The sequence below is a fragment of the Paenibacillus sp. sgz302114 genome (assembly GCF_056120345.1).
In genome coordinates, this window is sequence record NZ_JBVYOI010000006.1 from 168,730 (window position 1) to 185,725 (window position 16,996).

16 protein-coding genes are annotated in these 16,996 nt (G+C 52.3%); 4 read left to right on the forward strand and 12 right to left on the reverse strand.

All coding sequences use genetic code 11. From position 1 onward, the window contains the following. Nucleotides 1-48: 48 nt before the first annotated feature. From AC0LWF_RS17255 to AC0LWF_RS17275, 5 genes are all read right to left on the reverse strand, one after another. Nucleotides 49-1,068: a phosphotransferase enzyme family protein gene (locus tag AC0LWF_RS17255; protein WP_474652777.1), complete on the reverse strand. Its 1,020-nt coding sequence runs from the start codon at nucleotides 1,066-1,068 to the stop codon at nucleotides 49-51. A 29-nt stretch (nucleotides 1,069-1,097) separates the two neighbouring features. After that, a complete protein-coding gene (locus tag AC0LWF_RS17260) occupies nucleotides 1,098-2,561 on the reverse strand; it encodes an RCC1 domain-containing protein (protein WP_474652778.1) in 1,464 nt (487 codons plus the stop codon). A 108-nt stretch (nucleotides 2,562-2,669) separates the two neighbouring features. After that, complete coding sequence (locus tag AC0LWF_RS17265; RefSeq protein ID WP_474652779.1) at nucleotides 2,670-3,551, reverse strand: ROK family protein; 882 nt, start codon at nucleotides 3,549-3,551, stop codon at nucleotides 2,670-2,672. 85 nt (nucleotides 3,552-3,636) lie between these two features. After that, entirely contained in the window at nucleotides 3,637-4,416 is a 780-nt protein-coding gene (locus AC0LWF_RS17270) for a hypothetical protein (RefSeq protein ID WP_474652780.1), read from the reverse strand. Continuing rightward, on the reverse strand, nucleotides 4,409-5,731 hold the full coding sequence (locus AC0LWF_RS17275) for a M48 family metallopeptidase (RefSeq protein WP_474652781.1): 1,323 nt from the start codon (nucleotides 5,729-5,731) through the stop codon (nucleotides 4,409-4,411). Before AC0LWF_RS17275 ends, AC0LWF_RS17270 begins: the two co-directional genes overlap by 8 nt. 91 nt (nucleotides 5,732-5,822) lie before the next feature. Between AC0LWF_RS17275 and AC0LWF_RS17280 the strand changes: the two genes are divergently transcribed. After that, nucleotides 5,823-5,981 carry a hypothetical protein gene (locus AC0LWF_RS17280; protein WP_474652782.1) on the forward strand — a complete coding sequence of 53 codons (159 nt, stop codon included), beginning with the start codon at nucleotides 5,823-5,825 and terminating at the stop codon, nucleotides 5,979-5,981. Between the two features lie 400 nt (nucleotides 5,982-6,381). Here AC0LWF_RS17280 and AC0LWF_RS17285 read toward each other — a convergent pair whose 3' ends face one another. The 4 genes from AC0LWF_RS17285 to AC0LWF_RS17300 form a co-directional block, all read right to left on the reverse strand. Continuing rightward, nucleotides 6,382-7,467: a glycoside hydrolase family 172 protein gene (locus tag AC0LWF_RS17285; RefSeq protein ID WP_474652783.1), complete on the reverse strand. Its 1,086-nt coding sequence runs from the start codon at nucleotides 7,465-7,467 to the stop codon at nucleotides 6,382-6,384. A 254-nt stretch (nucleotides 7,468-7,721) separates the two neighbouring features. After that, nucleotides 7,722-9,098 carry an ABC transporter substrate-binding protein gene (locus AC0LWF_RS17290; protein ID WP_474652784.1) on the reverse strand — a complete coding sequence of 459 codons (1,377 nt, stop codon included), beginning with the start codon at nucleotides 9,096-9,098 and terminating at the stop codon, nucleotides 7,722-7,724. A gap of 6 nt (nucleotides 9,099-9,104) precedes the next feature. Next, on the reverse strand, nucleotides 9,105-11,393 hold the full coding sequence (locus AC0LWF_RS17295; protein WP_474652785.1) for a bifunctional diguanylate cyclase/phosphodiesterase: 2,289 nt from the start codon (nucleotides 11,391-11,393) through the stop codon (nucleotides 9,105-9,107). 257 nt (nucleotides 11,394-11,650) lie between these two features. After that, entirely contained in the window at nucleotides 11,651-12,778 is a 1,128-nt protein-coding gene (locus AC0LWF_RS17300; protein WP_474652786.1) for a tetratricopeptide repeat-containing glycosyltransferase family 2 protein, read from the reverse strand. Nucleotides 12,779-12,872: 94 nt separating this feature from the next. On the opposite strand from AC0LWF_RS17300, the gene AC0LWF_RS17305 reads away from it, so the two are divergent. From AC0LWF_RS17305 to AC0LWF_RS17315, 3 genes are all read left to right on the forward strand, one after another. Continuing rightward, the gene (locus tag AC0LWF_RS17305) at nucleotides 12,873-13,109 is read left to right on the forward strand and encodes a hypothetical protein (RefSeq protein WP_474652787.1); all 237 of its coding nucleotides are present in this window, start codon (nucleotides 12,873-12,875) and stop codon (nucleotides 13,107-13,109) included. Between the two features lie 105 nt (nucleotides 13,110-13,214). Further along, entirely contained in the window at nucleotides 13,215-14,270 is a 1,056-nt protein-coding gene (locus tag AC0LWF_RS17310; RefSeq protein WP_474652788.1) for a glycosyltransferase, read from the forward strand. After that, complete coding sequence (locus AC0LWF_RS17315; RefSeq protein WP_474652789.1) at nucleotides 14,263-14,403, forward strand: BclA C-terminal domain-containing protein; 141 nt, start codon at nucleotides 14,263-14,265, stop codon at nucleotides 14,401-14,403. Before AC0LWF_RS17310 ends, AC0LWF_RS17315 begins: the two co-directional genes overlap by 8 nt. A 158-nt stretch (nucleotides 14,404-14,561) precedes the next feature. On the opposite strand, the gene AC0LWF_RS17320 is transcribed toward AC0LWF_RS17315, so the two are convergent. The 3 genes from AC0LWF_RS17320 to AC0LWF_RS17330 are packed head-to-tail and all read right to left on the reverse strand — an operon-like array spanning nucleotide 14,562 to nucleotide 16,792. Continuing rightward, nucleotides 14,562-14,864: a thioredoxin family protein gene (locus AC0LWF_RS17320; protein ID WP_474652790.1), complete on the reverse strand. Its 303-nt coding sequence runs from the start codon at nucleotides 14,862-14,864 to the stop codon at nucleotides 14,562-14,564. 15 nt (nucleotides 14,865-14,879) lie between these two features. Next, nucleotides 14,880-15,557, reverse strand: a complete 678-nt coding sequence (gene rnhA / locus AC0LWF_RS17325; RefSeq protein ID WP_474652791.1) for a ribonuclease H — start codon at nucleotides 15,555-15,557, stop codon at nucleotides 14,880-14,882. Continuing rightward, nucleotides 15,557-16,792, reverse strand: a complete 1,236-nt coding sequence (locus tag AC0LWF_RS17330) for a sensor domain-containing diguanylate cyclase (protein WP_474652792.1) — start codon at nucleotides 16,790-16,792, stop codon at nucleotides 15,557-15,559. The genes rnhA and AC0LWF_RS17330 overlap by 1 nt, the downstream gene beginning before the upstream one ends. Between the last annotated feature and the right edge of the window lie 204 nt (nucleotides 16,793-16,996).

Consider the following 16,996-nt stretch of genomic DNA (forward strand, 5'->3'; position numbering starts at 1 on the left):
CCATAAAAAAGGGATGCCCGTTATGGGCATCCCTGAACATCTGGCAAGTTATTGAATAACACTTCTAATGTTTGGAATAATCGGTTCACCGGCAAGCAGATGTACGAGATCATTCTCGGTTAACCTTTTCAACGTATCGTAAACGTAAGTATTCTCCGTCTGTAAGATGAATTCTGCAATAACGCTCAATATAAACAACATTTTGAATGCCTCAATGGAAACGATATCGTCATGTGTAAGTTTGCGTATAGAGTGGTAGCCTTTAACGATTTGCTCGCAGTAAATGCTGCCCTCCCCTCCCATATGCGCGCACATTTCTCCTAAGTCATACAAATGATAGCCGTAGATGCATCTCCCAAAATCTATAGGAATTACATTCTCCCCATCGGTTAAAAAATTCGCATCACGCAAATCGGTATGAACGATACCGAGATATTCAGAGTTTTGATCCATCTCGTCCATTCTACGTATGATGAAATTGAGCGCATCCTTAACAATCGTGTATTGAGCGGTTGTAATCGTACCGACGTCAATGCCGCGTTCTATGGTATTTATTATTTTGCTTACATACTGCTGCCTATGAACAGGTCTGTTGTTATATTCGTCCTGCATATGTTCTATCGAGCATTGGTGCAGTTTAGCAGCTGCGACGCCTGCATCATAAGCTTGATTTGTATATTCTGGCGAGTACTGCACCAGTTCAACGCCGGGAATAAAATTTCTTACCAAACATTGCGTGCTTGTTCCATTGACCGTTATCGATGACAGCAATTGACCGTCCTTATTCGGCACAGGGGATGGAGATTTAAGCTCTGGATACTTCTGATTCAAAATATGGAGGATACGCGCTTCAGATGCGATGGCTGCAGGCGTATAGTATTTATGGTTATCATCATTTGAAGTGCTATCTTCCTGCTCCTTCTTAACGAAGAGATCAAACATATATTGTTCCTTGTTTGCACTATGAACCTTATAAACCATTTTGCCACTGTAAGAAATGAATTCGATTTGCTCAGCAACCATTGAATATTGTTCTAGTAATAGATCATTTATGAGATTATCGTACATGATGCCTCCTAGATATATGAATAGTATAGTTAAGCATTAATTTCAAAACTTTTGAATGGCACATTACGCGAGGTTTCGGTGGTATCGCCAAGCTGTCCTTGGGTATTTCTCCCCCATAGCCAAACGCTTCCATCCTTGTCAACGGCCATCGCGTGCTTCGTTCCTGCAGCAATATGGATGATATTCGATAAGCCTTGTACCGGTTTCGCTGATCTATTATTCTCGTAGGATCCGTCTCCAAGCTCACCGAAGGCGTTGCTGCCCCATGCCCAAACGGTACCATCCTTGCAAAGCGCCAAAGTAAAACGTCCCCCTGCCGCAACGGTTTGAACATCGGTAAGTCCAATGACCATTCTTGGCATGATCGAGCATTTGGCATCGAATGTTTTATCTCCTAATTGCCCTTCCGGGTTGAAGCCCCAAGTCCAAACGGTGCCATCCTCTCTCAAAGCCGTACCGTGACAACCACCTGCAGAGATGTGTATGATTCGATCAAGCGAAGGAACTTGTGTAGGCGTCCAGACCTCATCTCTAATCGGGTAAGGGTCTGTGCAATCTCCATAGGCGCCCCATCGCCAAACCGTTCCGTCGTTTTTTAACGCCATGGAGTGAAAACAATTGGCTGCAACTTCTTTAACGTCGGCTATTCCCTCTACTCGCACAGGAGATATTCTTGAATCAACGGTTCCGTCTCCAAGCTGGCCGTACCAATTGGGCCCCCATGACCAAATCATGCCGTCTTTTTTTAATGCTAACGTATGAAATACGCCCGCCGAAACCGCAGCTACATCTTGAATACCTTCCACTTGAATGGGAGTGTCGACATAATTGTCGATCGTACCCGTGCCAAGCTGACCGTGTGTATTCTTCCCCCATCCCCATACGGTCCCGTCAGACTTTACAGCGAACGAGTGGTAGACTGCGGCAGCTATCCCTTCAACATTGGATAGTAATTGGATTAATGTAGGCTTGCTTCCGTCTTCACTCTTCGCCTTGCCAACGCTGCCCCATCCCCAAACCGTACCATCCACATTGACAGCTAATGTATGCTCCTTACCTAATGCAGCGTATTTGTTCTTGTTGGCTTCGATCGCCTTAGGATCAAAACCAGCGAACATCTCTTTAGCACTCATTGTATACCCGCCTTCCATAGAGTGAATCGATTTGGCCACGGTGTCAATGATGTCCTCCAGACGCTTCTTTTTCTGGAACAGCAGCTCTTTATGCTTTTCTAGTGTTCGTTTGCGGTCATAGCCGGGACTGTCCATGATGTCTTTAATCTCGTGCAAGGAAAGTCCGATTTCGCGAAAGAACAAGATTTGCTGAAGCCGTTCCAATTCCCTGTCCGTGTAAAGACGATGTCCAAATGGGTTCACGGATTGCGGCACTAGCAAAGTGATTTCATCATAATGGTGTAGGGTGCGTATGCTAATGCCTACCATTTCGGCAACTTCCTTAACTTTGTAAAGCACATCATCACCTCGTACCTTCATCCTAATGCATCACGCTACGTGAGGTGCAACAGTTTTTTATGAGCCACAAGAAAAGGACTCCTGCCACAACAACAGGGCATGAGTCCTTTTCTTTTTTCATATCCAATACTACTTCGACTCTTGCAGCGCACGCAGGCCGAGCGCGAGCGAACCGCACAAGCCCGCGTTGTCGCCAAGGCCTGGCGGCACGATGTAGCTGCCGATGCCGTCCAGTACGGCTTCAGCGCTGATGTAGCCCTTCAAGTTCTTGCTCACTTCCGCGTGGATAAGCGGGAACAGCTGCTCTTGATGCATGACGCCGCCGCCAAGAATGATCTTCTTCGGCGACAGCAGCAGAATCGCGTTCGCTATCGCTTGTCCGAGGTAGAAGGCTTCCATCTCCCAAGCCGGGTGATCGACGCCGAGCTCGCTTCCCTTGACCTTCCATCTGCGTTCAATTGCAGGTCCAGCCGCCATACCTTCCAAGCAGTCGCTGTGATACGGGCAGGAGCCTTCGAACGTATCCTCCGGATGACGGCGTGTCAGCACATGGCCGCCTTCGGGATGAACGAGACCGTGCACCATTTTGCCCTCTGCATAGACGCCAACGCCGATACCAGTACCGACCGTATAGTACAAGCAGCTGTCGAGACCAGCCGCCGCACCCCAAGTCGCTTCACCAAGCGCAGCCGCGTTAACGTCAGTATCCCAGCCGAATGGCACGTCGAATACTTTGCGCAGCTCCGGCAGAACCGGATAGTTGCCCCAGAGCGGCTTTGGCGTCGTTGTGACGTAGCCGTACTGCGGGCTAGCTGGATCAATATTGATTGGTCCAAACGAGCCGATACCAATTGCTTCAACCTTTTTATCACGGAAATATTGAATGACATTAGCAATCGTCTTATCCGGCTCTTCCGTCGGGAAGCTCACCCGATCTTGAATGATGCCGTCCTCGTTCCCAATCCCACAAACAAACTTTGTTCCACCCGCTTCAACTGCTCCAATCAACATGCTCCCCAAGTCCTCCTAGTCAGCTTACCAATAATAGCGTTATCTTCTACTATGCAAAATAGCAAAATAACCAGCCAGCGGCAAGCTATATTTTGCCGCGCAGCCATTCCCACACGGCATGCAGGGTCAGCCACTGGTTCGATAACCCCATTCCATTGACGTACGGAGCCTGCTCGCGAAAATAATCCGGGTGCCATCCGACAATCGGCACTCCGCAAGCGCCAGCCGGGCCGTACTTATTATGGTTCCAGCCCGGAAACGAGCGGCGCGGCGCTCTGCCGGCGAAATCTCCGCTGCTGCCTCCGCCCCAGCCGCCGAATGTCCCCAGCTTGCAGATCATGTCCGCAATTCTGCCGCCGGACGATGGTGTCCCGGCAGGAGTCGCATACACGTACAGCACCGACTGCCGAAGCTGCGCCGGAATGCGGCAGCGCGGCGAACCAATCATGACGACGAGCGGACTTCGCCCTTCGTCGCCTTGCTCCATTAGCTGCATCGCGGCATGCACCGCTGCGACACCGCCGCCGCTGTGGCCAACGAGAATCGTTCTGCCTCCGCCGGAAGCAGGCAGACCGAGGCGGTGCCTACTCTCGACAATTGCCGCCACCGTGCGCCTGCCGCCGATCGAGCGCCCCGTCTTGTGCGGGCTGCGCCGCATGTCCCGGCCAATCTCCCAAATCTGCGGCACGACGCGACGACCCCAATTCCCGTAAGGGAACAGCAGCTCGGATGTAGCCACCTCGTACCCTTCCCGTCCCAGCACGCCATGCAAGGCGGAACGGAAACTTTCCATAAACAGCGGAGCCGTCGCCAGTCCGCTGAGCAGATAGAGCGATACCTCTCCTCCCGCTGCGCCGCTAGTCACTTGAAGCGGCCCCTTTGACAGCGGCGTCGGTCTCAGCCGCTGCACGCGGATGCGCCTTCGCGAACTCCATCGCAGCGACAATCCGCTCCATATCGCTCGGATGCGTGTCGCGGAACCAGCGAACGAGCAGCGGCGGATTCATATCGCTCAGCGTAACGAGTGCGGTCTTCTGCTGCATCGATATCGACCCGTCCGCGGTGCCCAGCAGATCCATGGCGTACGCATCTGCCGCCGATTCCGCTTGGCGGGACACATAATTGCTCACCGGAAGCGACGCGAATGATAACAGCGACAGGATAAGCAGCAGCAGCGGCAGGGCCGTTATATCCGAGCGGCTGCGAATACCAAGCCGATCTCCGAAGCGGCGGATCGACCAGATATAGATCCAACCGCCAATGACGATCACGACCAGCGACGAGCCTACCGCGCCCAGAGCGCTCCATTCGAGATGATGCATCGCATAATGCCCCATCTCATGCGCCATGATGAGCAGAATCTCCTGCTCGTTCAGCTGCTTCAGCGTCGTATCCCAGAGAACGATACGCAAGGATGAGCCGATGCCAGTGACATAGGCGTTAATGGCATTTGTTTTGGCGGACATATCCACTTCATAGACTCGGCTCGCGGGAATGTCGGACTTGGCAGCGAGCGCAAGAATCTCCTGTTCCAGCTGCGGATCGGACAGACGCGTGAAGTGATTATACAGCGGGTCGATAATAACCGGCTGCACGTACATCATGAATGCGGTAAAAGGCACCGAAATGAGCCACAGCTTCAGCCACCAGCGTCCTCTGCGCGACATTATCCAGAACGCGACAGCCGTAACAGCGAGTAAGGTGATATAGCCGACGCCGAAGGCAACGAGCTTATCCCGAATCCAGCCGGGCCATGGCTGTGTCGAGATGCCATACGACTTGGACAAGGCAAAGCTAAGCGCCCGCAGTGGCAAGTAGAGCACGAACGCAGCGGCATCTACAAGCAGCACGTAGAGTGGAAACCGTACGACAAGCGGCAATCTCCACGACTCCAGCGCATCCCGCCAATAACGAGCGAGCCCGCCGAACAGCAGAAACAGATAGATGAGCCACTCCCACGGCGCGCTGATGAAGAAGATCCAATTGCGCATCGCATTCAATCTCGCGCTATCGGCGAGCTGCTTACTTGAGAAGAACGTAGTCGGATCAGCTGCTGTTCCGGTATACGAGGAAGGTACATTATTCGGCGACGTGTACCAGACATAAGCGGTCACGAGCGCCGCATACACCACGAACCATATGAACCATACGAACCCTTTTGAACGACGGCGTCTAGGCATCGAAACATCTCCCACTTTTCCAAAGATTAGGGTAAACTTATCATAGCATGTTTCGCCTTAGGAACGTAATTGAGCAAGGGAGTGTAATCAAATGGGTATCAAAATCTATGCATATATCATGATAGCTCTAGGGCTGGTCTGTATGACGATTGCGTTCATCCCTCCATACGTCAGCACCCTTCGTACCGTGCTTTATTGTGCCGTTGGTTTATGGTCCATCTATAACGGCGTTAAACGGCTTCGCAGGTAAGCAAAAAAAGCCGATTCCCTAGTGAGTCGGCTGGAACTGCCTCTTCATGGCGAGAATCGGAAAACCTCCGGGTGTCGCTCGAGGTCCCGCGTGGGAGAGCACATACACGTGCTCTCACCACCCTCAACCTACCCAACTAACCAACATTTTATAGCTGAGAGAATACATACGTGCCCTCAGCAGCTGAAGCGGCGCTTTCGCACTCCGAGAGAGAATATTTCCTCTCTCAACACACGATTACCCCTTTTTCGGCTTCCGAGAGCGGCTTTTCCTCTCTCAATACCAGCTACCGGCCTACACGTCCGCTTTCGCACTCCCGCATCTCCCGAATGCAGCACGAAACAGAGCCGACTCCCCAATGAGTCGGCCCTGTCAGCTCTGCTTGTCCAATCAATCGAGACTAAATCACTTCACGCTCATCATTGCCCGGAAGCTCTGGGAATGGTGCATGCGGCTCTGCCTGGTACCAGAACGTCGTCGATGCGATGTCGCTCTGTTGCGGCAGGTAGCGTCCGCCAGAACGCCAGCCGAGATCTTGTATCGTTACGCGCAGCTCCGTCTCGAAGCGAATCGGGTCCTGCACATGCCAACGATACATGCCGAAGCGCTGCTGGCTCCGGTACAAGCCGTCCGGCTTGATAACCTGGTGCATGCCGAGGAACGGTGTCGAGTACACGCCGTACTGCCCTTGCGGATGCTCCCAGTTCCACGCGCCGCCGAAGTAATCTTCCGTCCCCGTGCCGCAGATCGTCGGATATTCCGTATCGCCGTCCATGTAGAACTTGATCTCGCCTTCGCCCCACCAGCCGGTATTGTTCACCTGCCATGCCAGGTATGTTCCGACGTAGTGACCTTTGCCCGTCACGCCGTCAATTAAGGTGTGCACATCTTTATAAGCAACCGGATTGCTTCTTCTCCACTGCGCGTGGAAATAAGCCATATCCTCCGGCACTTCTGTAAGCGTATAGTCGATTTGGTAGTACAGCACCGCTTTATCGGTCTTAGACGTATTCTCCATCGTAACGCGCGCTGCGCGGCGGAAAGGCATCTGCCAATAGCTGTTCATTCCGCCTGCCGGATTGACCGCAATCGGGAACGAGTTCACATTGCAGCGCTCCTGCCAGCCATTGCAGAAGAAGTCGCCGACAGGTACTTCAACCGAAGGTGTCTCCTCATTGTCCCAGTAGAAACGAATAATCATATTTCGCCACGAACCCGGGAAGCAGGTCAGCCAAATATGTTGAATCGCGCCGGGACCTTCAATGTCAGCCATCGTCAATGTAGCGCCAGGCTCAATCTCCACCGAAGGCGATACTTTCCAGCCTAGACCTAAGTCTCGCGCGCAGTTCTTGCCGGTTCCTTCTGTCGCCATGCCGCCTTTGCCCGGTTCTCCTGTAAAATTCTCCGGACTGATTGATCTTGTCTTCGCATTCGATAAACGTGCTAAGTTGCCAATCCCCATATCAAGGCCGTTAAAGTTGTACAAGTCGATGCCCTCTCCCTATCACATTGGTATGCAAACGGTTACTTCATGAACATGGCACCTATGCTACTCTCTTTTCCCATATTGTGTCAACGCCTACTTTTCGACCAAGTGAAAACGGCTGTCGCCGTCCATACGGCAAAAGCTTACGTTTCGCGGAGAAATCTAAGCAAAGGATATCGAAAACTTATACTTTCTTAGATTTAAAAATAAAGCAGCTCCATCCTTCCGGATAGAACCGCTCTCTGCCTTGCCATCTATTTGCCCTGCATCAGCCGCTGCTGCTCCTTCCAGTACGCATCCCACTTTACAAGCGTCTCCTGAACCGTGGCTTTGCCAAGCAGCATCTCCTGCTCCGTCGTTGTTGATACTTTGGACCATTCATTATTACCCGGGTACTTGATCGGTGTTTGATAGTATAAATAGGTTTCCGGATCATTGGTCATATCGAGCAGCGTTTTATACGGGCCTGATATGAAATACGGATCATTCGCTGCCGTCGTATGGATCGGCACAAGCCCATATTTTTTGCTGAACACCGTGTTCTGTTCCGAACTCGATAGGAATGCGATCAGCTTCCATGCCGCATCCTTGTGCGCGGAGTCTGACGGAATGCCCCAGCCTGCTGCGCCGACCGTAATCAGCGACTTGCCGCTTGGGCCTTTGGGCATCGGTACGGCCGCCCATGTACCAGGCTTCATCTGAGTCTCCAGCGTCTGAATGACGTCGCTGTCCTGCAGCAGCATCGCGGTCTGACCGGATGTGAATGCCTTCACCTGCTCATCAAATCCCCAGTACACCGATTCCTTCGGCGACGCATTCTCATACAGTTTCTTATAGAGCGTCAGCGCCTCGTTCGCAGCCGGCGTTGAATAGATCGTGGAGCCGCTGTTTAGAAAAGCGCCGTCCGCCAAGTTCATAGCCGTTCCGTTGTAGGTGCGGATCATGCCGTCGAAGACACCGTTCGCGCCCTTCGCGCCGCGGAAGGAGAAACCGTATTGATTACGCGCGGGATCAGTCAGCTTCACAGCGGCGTCATAGATCTCGCCCCATGTAGACGGCGGGACAATATTCGCCTGATCAAACCAATCTTTGCGATAGTAGAGCTGACGCTCGTACAGTCCATTCGCCAGAAAATACAGCTTGCCGTTCACGCTCCCCACGTTAAGAGGAATTTGCTGTACCGTGGAATAATCCTGCCAGCTGGCGGTGTATGCATCGAGCGATTCGATATATTGCTTGTTCACATAGTCCGCAACGTTAATTTCACGGACTTCAACCACGTCAAGGTCTTGCTTTGTCGATAGCATCGTCTCTATGGTTTCATCCGCCTGGTTAAACGGCGGCGAGATCAGCTCCACTTGAATCGTTGGATACTCCTGCTCGAATTGTGCAATGAGCGACTTCAGGATTTCCGTTCGCTGCGGGTTCGTCAAGCTTTCCATCATCCGCAGCTGCACATCGCCCTCCGCCGTGGCGCTGTTCTCCTCTTCGCCGCTAGTCGCCTGTGCATCCATTACTTGGGCGTCCCCTGTCGACTTCGCATCTTTCGCGCTGCAGCCTGCCGCCATAACAGTCGTCGCCACTAGCAAGCCATGCAGAAGCTGCATTCTTCCTCTTGCAGTTATCTCCATTGACGCCTACCCCCTGACCGCATAAGTTGCATTCTCGGCTAATCGTTCGGCACAATCGTCAGGCAGCAGCGGACGGCTGTAGTAATACCCTTGCGCGTCGTCACAGCTCAGCTCACGCAGCAATTGCACCTGCTCCGCTTTCTCCACACCTTCAGCAGTCACTTTAAGGCCAAGGCTGTGCGACATGACAATGATGGACCCTACGATGGCGCGTTCCTTCGGACTTTCAATCATATTATCGAGGAAGGACTTGTCCACCTTCAGACGTTCAATTGGGAAGTTCTTCAAATAACTGAGTGAGGAATAGCCGGTGCCAAAATCATCAATGGATATTTTGACCCCCAAATCCGACAAGCCTTGCAAGGTTCGAATAACCTGCTCCACATCATGCATCGCAATGGATTCCGTAATCTCCAGCTCCAGCCACTGTGGCGCAAGCCCCGTCTCGCGCAAGATGCTAGCGACATTATCGACGATGCCGGGACTCTGGAATTGATGAATTGACAGGTTGACCGAAACATGAACCGGTGACAGGCCGTCCTCTTGCCACGTTTTATTTTGCTTGCATGCGGTGTACAGAATCCATTCGCCGATTGGGATGATAAGGCGTGTTTCTTCGGCAATGGGGATAAAGTCAGCTGGAGAGATCATCCCCTGCTCATGATGCTTCCAACGAACGAGCGCTTCCACACCTACGATTGTGCCAGATTCCATATGAACCTGCGGCTGATAGACGAGCAGCAGCTGCTCCCGCTCCAGCGCCTTGCGCAAATCGCGCTCCAGCTCGAACTTTCCATACGTCTTCTTGTCCATCGCACTGTCGTAGAAGCGATGACTGCTTCGTCCGCTTTCCTTCACGCTGTACATGGCCATATCCGCGTTCTTGATCAACGACGGTCCGTCATCGCCATCCTGCGGATACATGCTGACGCCGATGCTGGCAGAGCAATACAGCTCTTTGTCCTGATAATAAATCGGCTGCTGGATGAGCGCGGCAAGCTCGTGAATGATCAATTCAACTTCCCCACCATCCCTGATGTTCGGCATCAGGACGAGAAACTCATCACCGCCGAACCTTGCTGCCGTATACTCCTTCGGAAGCTGCCGCTTCAGCTTCGTCGCAATATCGACAAGCAGCTTATCTCCAGCGCCGTGCCCGAACGTATCATTAATGAGCTTTAGCCTGTCCAAGTCGATGAAGAGTACGGCAAATCGCTGCCCTTGCTGCTTCGATACAACAACTTCCCGATCCAGCAGTTCATTAAACAGATTGCGGTTCGCCAGATCGGTCAAGTGATCGTGATAGGCCATATAGCGGATCGCCGCACTGCTTCGTCTGCGCTGATACAAGTAATTGACCAGAAATGTCGCAATGCCAATGAAGACGATACAGATCAGCATCGTGTTGCGGAGCTTCGCTGTATCTTGAATCAGCTCGTTCACCGGCACAACCGCCTCTATAGTCCAGCCTGTCGAGGCTAGCTTGCCAGTGACGACCAGCTGTTGTTTGCCATCAATACGAGTTACAGCGTTCCGCATCAAATACTTCGACTCATCCCGATTTGCTTTATCCGGCGCAAGCAGAGGAATCCGGTATTTATCGCCGGTTACGCTTTGTCGCGACTGGCTGAGCAGCCGGTTCTCATCGTTCAGCAGGACCATTTCGCCTGTTTTGCCAAGAGTGGCTTCAGCGAGCGCGCTGTTGACGTCTTGTGTGCTGATTTCGACGAATAGAATAAACTTCATTCCGGTCGGCAGCGTTAATATCCGGCTAATGGCAAAGGAGGGCTGCCCGCTTCCCAGAAAACCGGTCCGTCTCGTTTCGAGCCAGACATTGCGTCCATTTCCGGCAATCGCCTGCTTGTACCAATCGCTATTCACATAGGCGAGCCTTGGTTCGGAAGGGCCGACTGTCGAGATCTCATTAACGAAGCTATCAATCGGGAAGAAATGTACATCTTTAATGTCAGCTTTGCTGAAGAACCGCACGGAGAGGATCGACTTGATCTGATTTGCGGCGTTATAGCGATCAAGTTGGTCGCCTTGCATGTCGCCGTAGATTTGAAGACTGCTGAGAATCCCGGCGTCTGTAATGACGTTGTAGGTGAGGTCTTCGTAGGTACGCAGCATAAGATTAAGCTCATCGACCGTTTGCATAACGGTCTGCTGGGTAGATAGTGTCATTCTTTCCTTCAAAATCACTTTGGACTGTGAGTAGGAATAAAGGCTGATGCCTGCCACAAGCACAGTCGAGATGAACAGTATAAACAAGAAGGGTCTAAAGCTTTGTGTCAACGTCAAGCCTCCATTCGCACCACGTCCACAGACCCTGTACTATAGGTCAGTAGAATCATTATATTACCAATTTAGCATACAGCCGTTAGTAAAGTTATTTATAAGTGTTAGATTTATATATGGTTCACGCAAAATAAAAGCGCCCCTTCGAGTACGAAGGAACGCTTTTTCAAAACGGAAGGCCCGCTTCGGTCGGGATGAGGCATTGCCGGTATTGTAAACAGCCCCGCTGCCGCGAAGTATAGCGACAATTCCTTTTAGACAGGTGTATCCACTTGTTTCGCACTCTCACTCTCTGCGAGCGCGTGCACCTTCGCTTTCAGCACCTCTTCCAAATAGGCTTTGTTATGTAAGACTGCGGCGTCAGCCGGCCGATAAGCACGGGCGCGCTCGTTGTGAACGAAGGCTCTAGCGGGATCGCCGAGCTTGTCATAGCAGACGCAAAGCTGCAGATGGGGCAGCCACGTTGCGCAGGCGTTGTTATGCAGCGCCCAGGAATGCTCCGGCTTCGGCGCGTTTAACGCCGCTTCATACCAATACGCCGCAATCGCATACGCTCCCTTTTGCAAATGCCAGTATCCGATGCGGCAGCAGAAGTCAGGCCGAGGGCTGCCGTATTTGAACGATCGCAGCGCGTATTCCAGAGCCAAGTCGTCTGCGCCGAGCGCGGCGTAGCTGTCCGCTATCTTCCCGCAAGCAGAGATATTATCCTCCACCCAGCCTTCCCCAGATAGCAGAAACCGGCTGTAAGACATAATTGCTTGTTCATGACGGGCATGATCGCTAAGTTCATTAGCGTAGTAGAACCGGTCTCTGGCACTGAACGATTCGCCTCTTGCGAGCCGTTGCTCGTAGATCCGCAAATTCCGGTCGCTGTCATGCCGGAGACTGGCGTGCGTGACCGCGATGTCAGAGGCATGCGAGACGCCGTACACTTCCAAGTATTCATGGACGGCGCCAATCCATCGGAATCCGCGCTCACGCTTCACGAGACGATTCCTTCGCAAGGCGCTTGTCACGGTGCCATACTCGTCCTTGGCCAAATGATAATCCATCGAGACCGTGTCCACATCGGGCGACAGCGTGCTTTTCAACTCGAGCAGCTTATTCAAATCCGGCTCCAGCAATACGTCGTCGGCATCCAACCACAGGATGTACGCCGAGGTCGCTTTGCTGAATGCATAATTGCGGGCCGCCGCGAAGTCGTCGATCCACTCAAAATCATAGATCGCGTCCGTGTACGTCGCTGCAATGTCTTTGGTGGCATCGGTCGAGCCCGTATCCACGATGACGATTTCATCAACGGCTTTCTTTACAGAATCCAAACATCTGGCAATGACATCTTCTTCGTTTTTCACGATGAGACATAGACTGATAGCAATCACGTTTGACGCGCTCCTCTCCAGTTAAACCGCACGAATATTACTACTCTATGGTTCATAAAGATCAATATTCCATTATTTGGGGAGGGTGATATGGTTGACCGTTAGGCGCATTCTCATCGGCAGCCCCATTCGTCAGAAACCAGAAATTCTAGCCCTATTCCTTCAATCGCTTGAGAGGCTGCGTCGTACAACATGGCAAGCTGATTATGTATTTATCGACGACAACGAAGATGCGGCAAGCGTGATGCTCGCCCAATTCAAGGAAGCCATTCATGCTCAAGGCTCGTCAACCGTCAGGCTCATCGCAGGCAACAAGACGTCTTCTGACTAAAAAAGAGACGAAGTCACGCATTATTGGAACGACGAGCTAATCGGAAAAGTCGCGAATTGGAAGGATCACTTCATCCAGTTCGCGAGGGAAGAGCAGTACGATGCCTTGTTCCTCGTCGATTCAGATCTGCTGCTTCATCCCGAGACTCTGGAGTCGCTGCTGGAAGCGGATAAACCGATTATCTCCGAGATTTTCTGGACGCGGTGGCAGCCGGAGGGGGCGGAGCTGCCGCAGGTTTGGCTCAAAGACCACTACTGGCCATGGCAGTCGGACAAAGCTTCGGCAGACTTGCAGCAGGAACAGCTGAAGCTTCTAACGATGCTCCGCTTGCCGGTTGTCTACGACGTCGGCGGCTTGGGCGCCTGCACACTGATTAGCCGCGAAGCGCTTGGACAGCCCATCTCTTTTCGAACGATTCCGAATCTGTCCCTTTGGGGGGAAGATCGGCATTTTTGCGTGCGCGCAGCTTTGCTTGGCATCGGGTTATCCGTAGATACCCACTATCCTGCGTTCCATATTTATCGCGATACGGATATGCCGAGAGCGCTTCAATATTTCCGCTTTACAGCACCACAAGAACAGGAGCCCCGCCGAGCGCCGTATTTCTTCGTGAAGAATGCTGGACCGAAGCTCGTGCTCTCAATGACGGCGCGCAACGAGGAAGGCCGCTATCTGGACGAGGCGCTGCAGCGGCACCGCGAATATATTGATGCGGCGGTCATCATCGACGACGGCAGTACCGACGCCACACCGACGATCATCCACGAGCGGCTTGACGGCATTCCGCTCTTCTACGTGCGCAACGAAGTATCGCGATTCGCGAACGAAATCGAGCTGCGGCGGCAGCAGTGGGACGCGACGGTCCAGCTGCGACCGGAATGGATTTTGAACCTGGATGCGGATGAATATTTTGAAGACAAATTCGCGCTTGAAATCTCTTCCATGTTGGCGAATCCGCTAGCGAGCTGCTATTTATTCAGACTGTACGACTTCTGGAACGAGCGCCAATACCGTGATGACCAATACTGGCAAGCGCATCAAACATACCGCCCTTTTCTCGCTAGGTACACGCCTGGCTTTCCCTACCAGTGGAACGAAGCAAGGCAGCATTGCTACTCCGTCCACGCCATCTATCGTAGCACCAGTCTTATCCTTGTCTGAATTTAATAACATGGTCATCTTGACGTTGAGCGCGGGGTCGACAATTACGCTGCAATTCTTCGGCTTACTTGGAGCCGCGACACTTATCGGCGGAGCCGCTGGTGCGGCGCTGACCATCGTCAAGCTCTCTTAACACTAGCCCAAATAGCCACTCTAAAAGAGGAGGCGCACATCGCGCCTCCTCTTTTTTCAACAACCGTACCAAACGCAAAGAAGGCTGCCATTACTTAGCAGCCTTCTTATACCTGAGAATACCCCGTCCTTTGGACTTCCCAGCTGTATACCATGAAGTTATTTTAGCAGCCGATACAGCGTATCGACGGACTGCATGGCGTACTCCATTTGAATGGGCTCACCCGCTTCGGTCAGCACTAGGCACGGCACACTCGCAACCTTCCACTTCTCCCGCAATACCGGCGCATAGTTGATATTAATTAAAAATACCGGTGTCGATATGCCAGCCGCTTCGGCAATTTCGAGCATCCGCAGCCCGATCTTGCACGTCCCGCACAGCGGCGTAAAGAAGAACACCGCTTCCTTGCCCTGCAAAGCGGCATCCTGCTGCAGCCATTGCTGCTCGGTTATTTCCTTCATGCCCATAATGGCACCCTACTTCCGCCCATAATCCGCTTTAATCTCGCCCCACTGCTTCGTATGCCACTTCAGTACTTTATTCGAGTACGTATTGGTTTGCAGCCAGCGGATGGCGCGGTCGACCATAAGCCAAATCTCGGTGGTGGACTCGTCGCGGACGAGCGTGGAGGAGACGGCCTTCTCTCTGACCCATTTGAGCGCATTGACCGAATCGCTGTAGACGGTCTTGTTGCTGCCCAGCTTCTTCAAGTGCGCGAGCCCGTGCACAATGGCGAGGAATTCGCCAAGATTATTCGTCCCTTTCGAAATGGGTCCCACAGCAAATATCACTTCACCGGTTTGTGTATCAACGCCCTTGTACTCAACAGGACCTGGATTGCCATTCGTACCGACATCGACGGAGATGCTATTGTAGTCAATCTCCCCTATTTCTTCAGCAGACGGAGACTTGCGCTTGTAGAAGGAGCTTTTGCCGCCCGAATTGCCGCCAGCACCACTACTTGCACCAGCGCTTCCTTGTCCCCAATGCTTCTTCCATCCGCCCTGATAGGCTTCCTCAGCCGCCGCACGGCTCTCATACGACTTGAACTTCGCATCGTCGAATCCGTTCGTTTGCAGCTGGCAGTCTGCCCAGCTTGTATATACGCCAGGCTTGCGCCCTACCCAGACGACATAAAATTTCTGCTTCGCCATTAGATACCTTCTTTCATCAAAGATACATCATGCACCTGCACCCGGTTTCGTCCAGATTGCTTCGCCTCATACAGAGCTGTGTCCGCCTGCCGAATGAGCATGTCCAGCTCATCGCCTTCCGATGGCGTGAAAGATGTGACGCCTGCGCTAATGGTAACGACCGAACTGACCAGGGACGCACCGTGCGGAATTCCAAGCTCCTTCACTGCTTCACACAGCCGGACACCGATATCGGCAGCCTCTTCCGCACTCGTCTCAGGCAGCAAAATAATGAATTCTTCCCCGCCATACCTAGCTGCGAATCCGCCGCTCTGCTGAGCGAGCTTGTCGAGCACACCTGCTGTCAGCTTCAAGCAGCTGTCTCCCTCTTGATGACCATATGTGTCATTATACGCTTTAAAATAATCGATGTCGCACAAGATGACCGACAGCGGAAGCTCTCCCGACAAGGCGAGAACCCACTCCTTCTCCATCATTTCATCGAAAAATCTGCGGTTCGCGATGCCGGTCAATCCATCGAGCGACACAAGCTTCATCAGCTGCATATTCGACTCCTGCAGTTGAAGCTCGGCCAGCTTACGCTCCGTAATATCGCGAAAAATAATAATAACCGATGGCGCTTCTTGATACAGCATATAAGCCGCCGTAACTTCCACGTCGATCGGCTCACCGTTTAGCTTCACATATCTGGACTCATACGGGCTGAGTACACCTTTCGTATCAAGGACCTGCTGAAGATGCTGCCTTGCCCTGCTCAGAAAGTCAGGGTGGACGTTCTCCTGGATCGGCCTTACCAAGAACTCCTCCAGGCTGGAACCGCCCAGCACCGCCATCGCCTTCTTATTCATAAACACGATCTGCCGATTCGTAACAACGAAGATAGCATCCGGAGACAGCTCTACCAGCTGGCGATAACGAGATTCGCTTTCCTGCATGGCCTGCTCTGCTTTCTTGCGCTCCGTAATATCGCTGCCTGCGCCGATCAATTCAACTGTCTCGCCGTGCTCAATAACCGGAGTAAGACTGTTCAGGTATATAAGACCGTTCAAGCCTGATTCATACTGCACAGTCTCTCCCGCCCATGCGCGGTCGTAGATATCTCGAATATAATCTTGCCGGTGTGGTGGAATCAATTCTTCCATTCGCTTACCGACATCATCCTGCGTCAGGCCTAGCATGTAGTACAGCTTCCCTTCAAACATGAGATAACGGTACTCCCCGTTAATCTTCTTCACTTTAAATGTAATTCCCTGCTGTTTCCGCAGTAGATCGGTATACTCCAGTTGTACGAGGGCCAATTTGGCCTTAACGCGAGAAAAGCGGCTCCAAAGGAGAGCCGCTGTTAGTATGCTTATGAAAATAAGTAGTAGTAAAATCCAGATCAACATGATGTTAGGCACCTGCTTGGTATATTCGGATTCATCGTTATATTTCGACGA

Bases quoted from the DNA above. Each gene is read 5' to 3' on its own strand.
- AC0LWF_RS17290 (WP_474652784.1), bottom strand. From the start codon at position 9,098: ATGGAGATAACTGCAAGAGGAAGAATGCAGCTTCTGCATGGCTTGCTA.
- rnhA (WP_474652791.1), bottom strand. From the start codon at position 15,557: ATGGCGAAGCAGAAATTTTATGTCGTCTGGGTAGGGCGCAAGCCTGGC.
- AC0LWF_RS17265 (WP_474652779.1), bottom strand. From the start codon at position 3,551: ATGTTGATTGGAGCAGTTGAAGCGGGTGGAACAAAGTTTGTTTGTGGG.
- AC0LWF_RS17275 (WP_474652781.1), bottom strand. From the start codon at position 5,731: ATGCCTAGACGCCGTCGTTCAAAAGGGTTCGTATGGTTCATATGGTTC.
- AC0LWF_RS17255 (WP_474652777.1), bottom strand. From the start codon at position 1,068: ATGTACGATAATCTCATAAATGATCTATTACTAGAACAATATTCAATG.
- AC0LWF_RS17260 (WP_474652778.1), bottom strand. From the start codon at position 2,561: ATGAAGGTACGAGGTGATGATGTGCTTTACAAAGTTAAGGAAGTTGCC.
- AC0LWF_RS17320 (WP_474652790.1), bottom strand. From the start codon at position 14,864: ATGAAGGAAATAACCGAGCAGCAATGGCTGCAGCAGGATGCCGCTTTG.
- AC0LWF_RS17280 (WP_474652782.1), top strand. From the start codon at position 5,823: ATGGGTATCAAAATCTATGCATATATCATGATAGCTCTAGGGCTGGTC.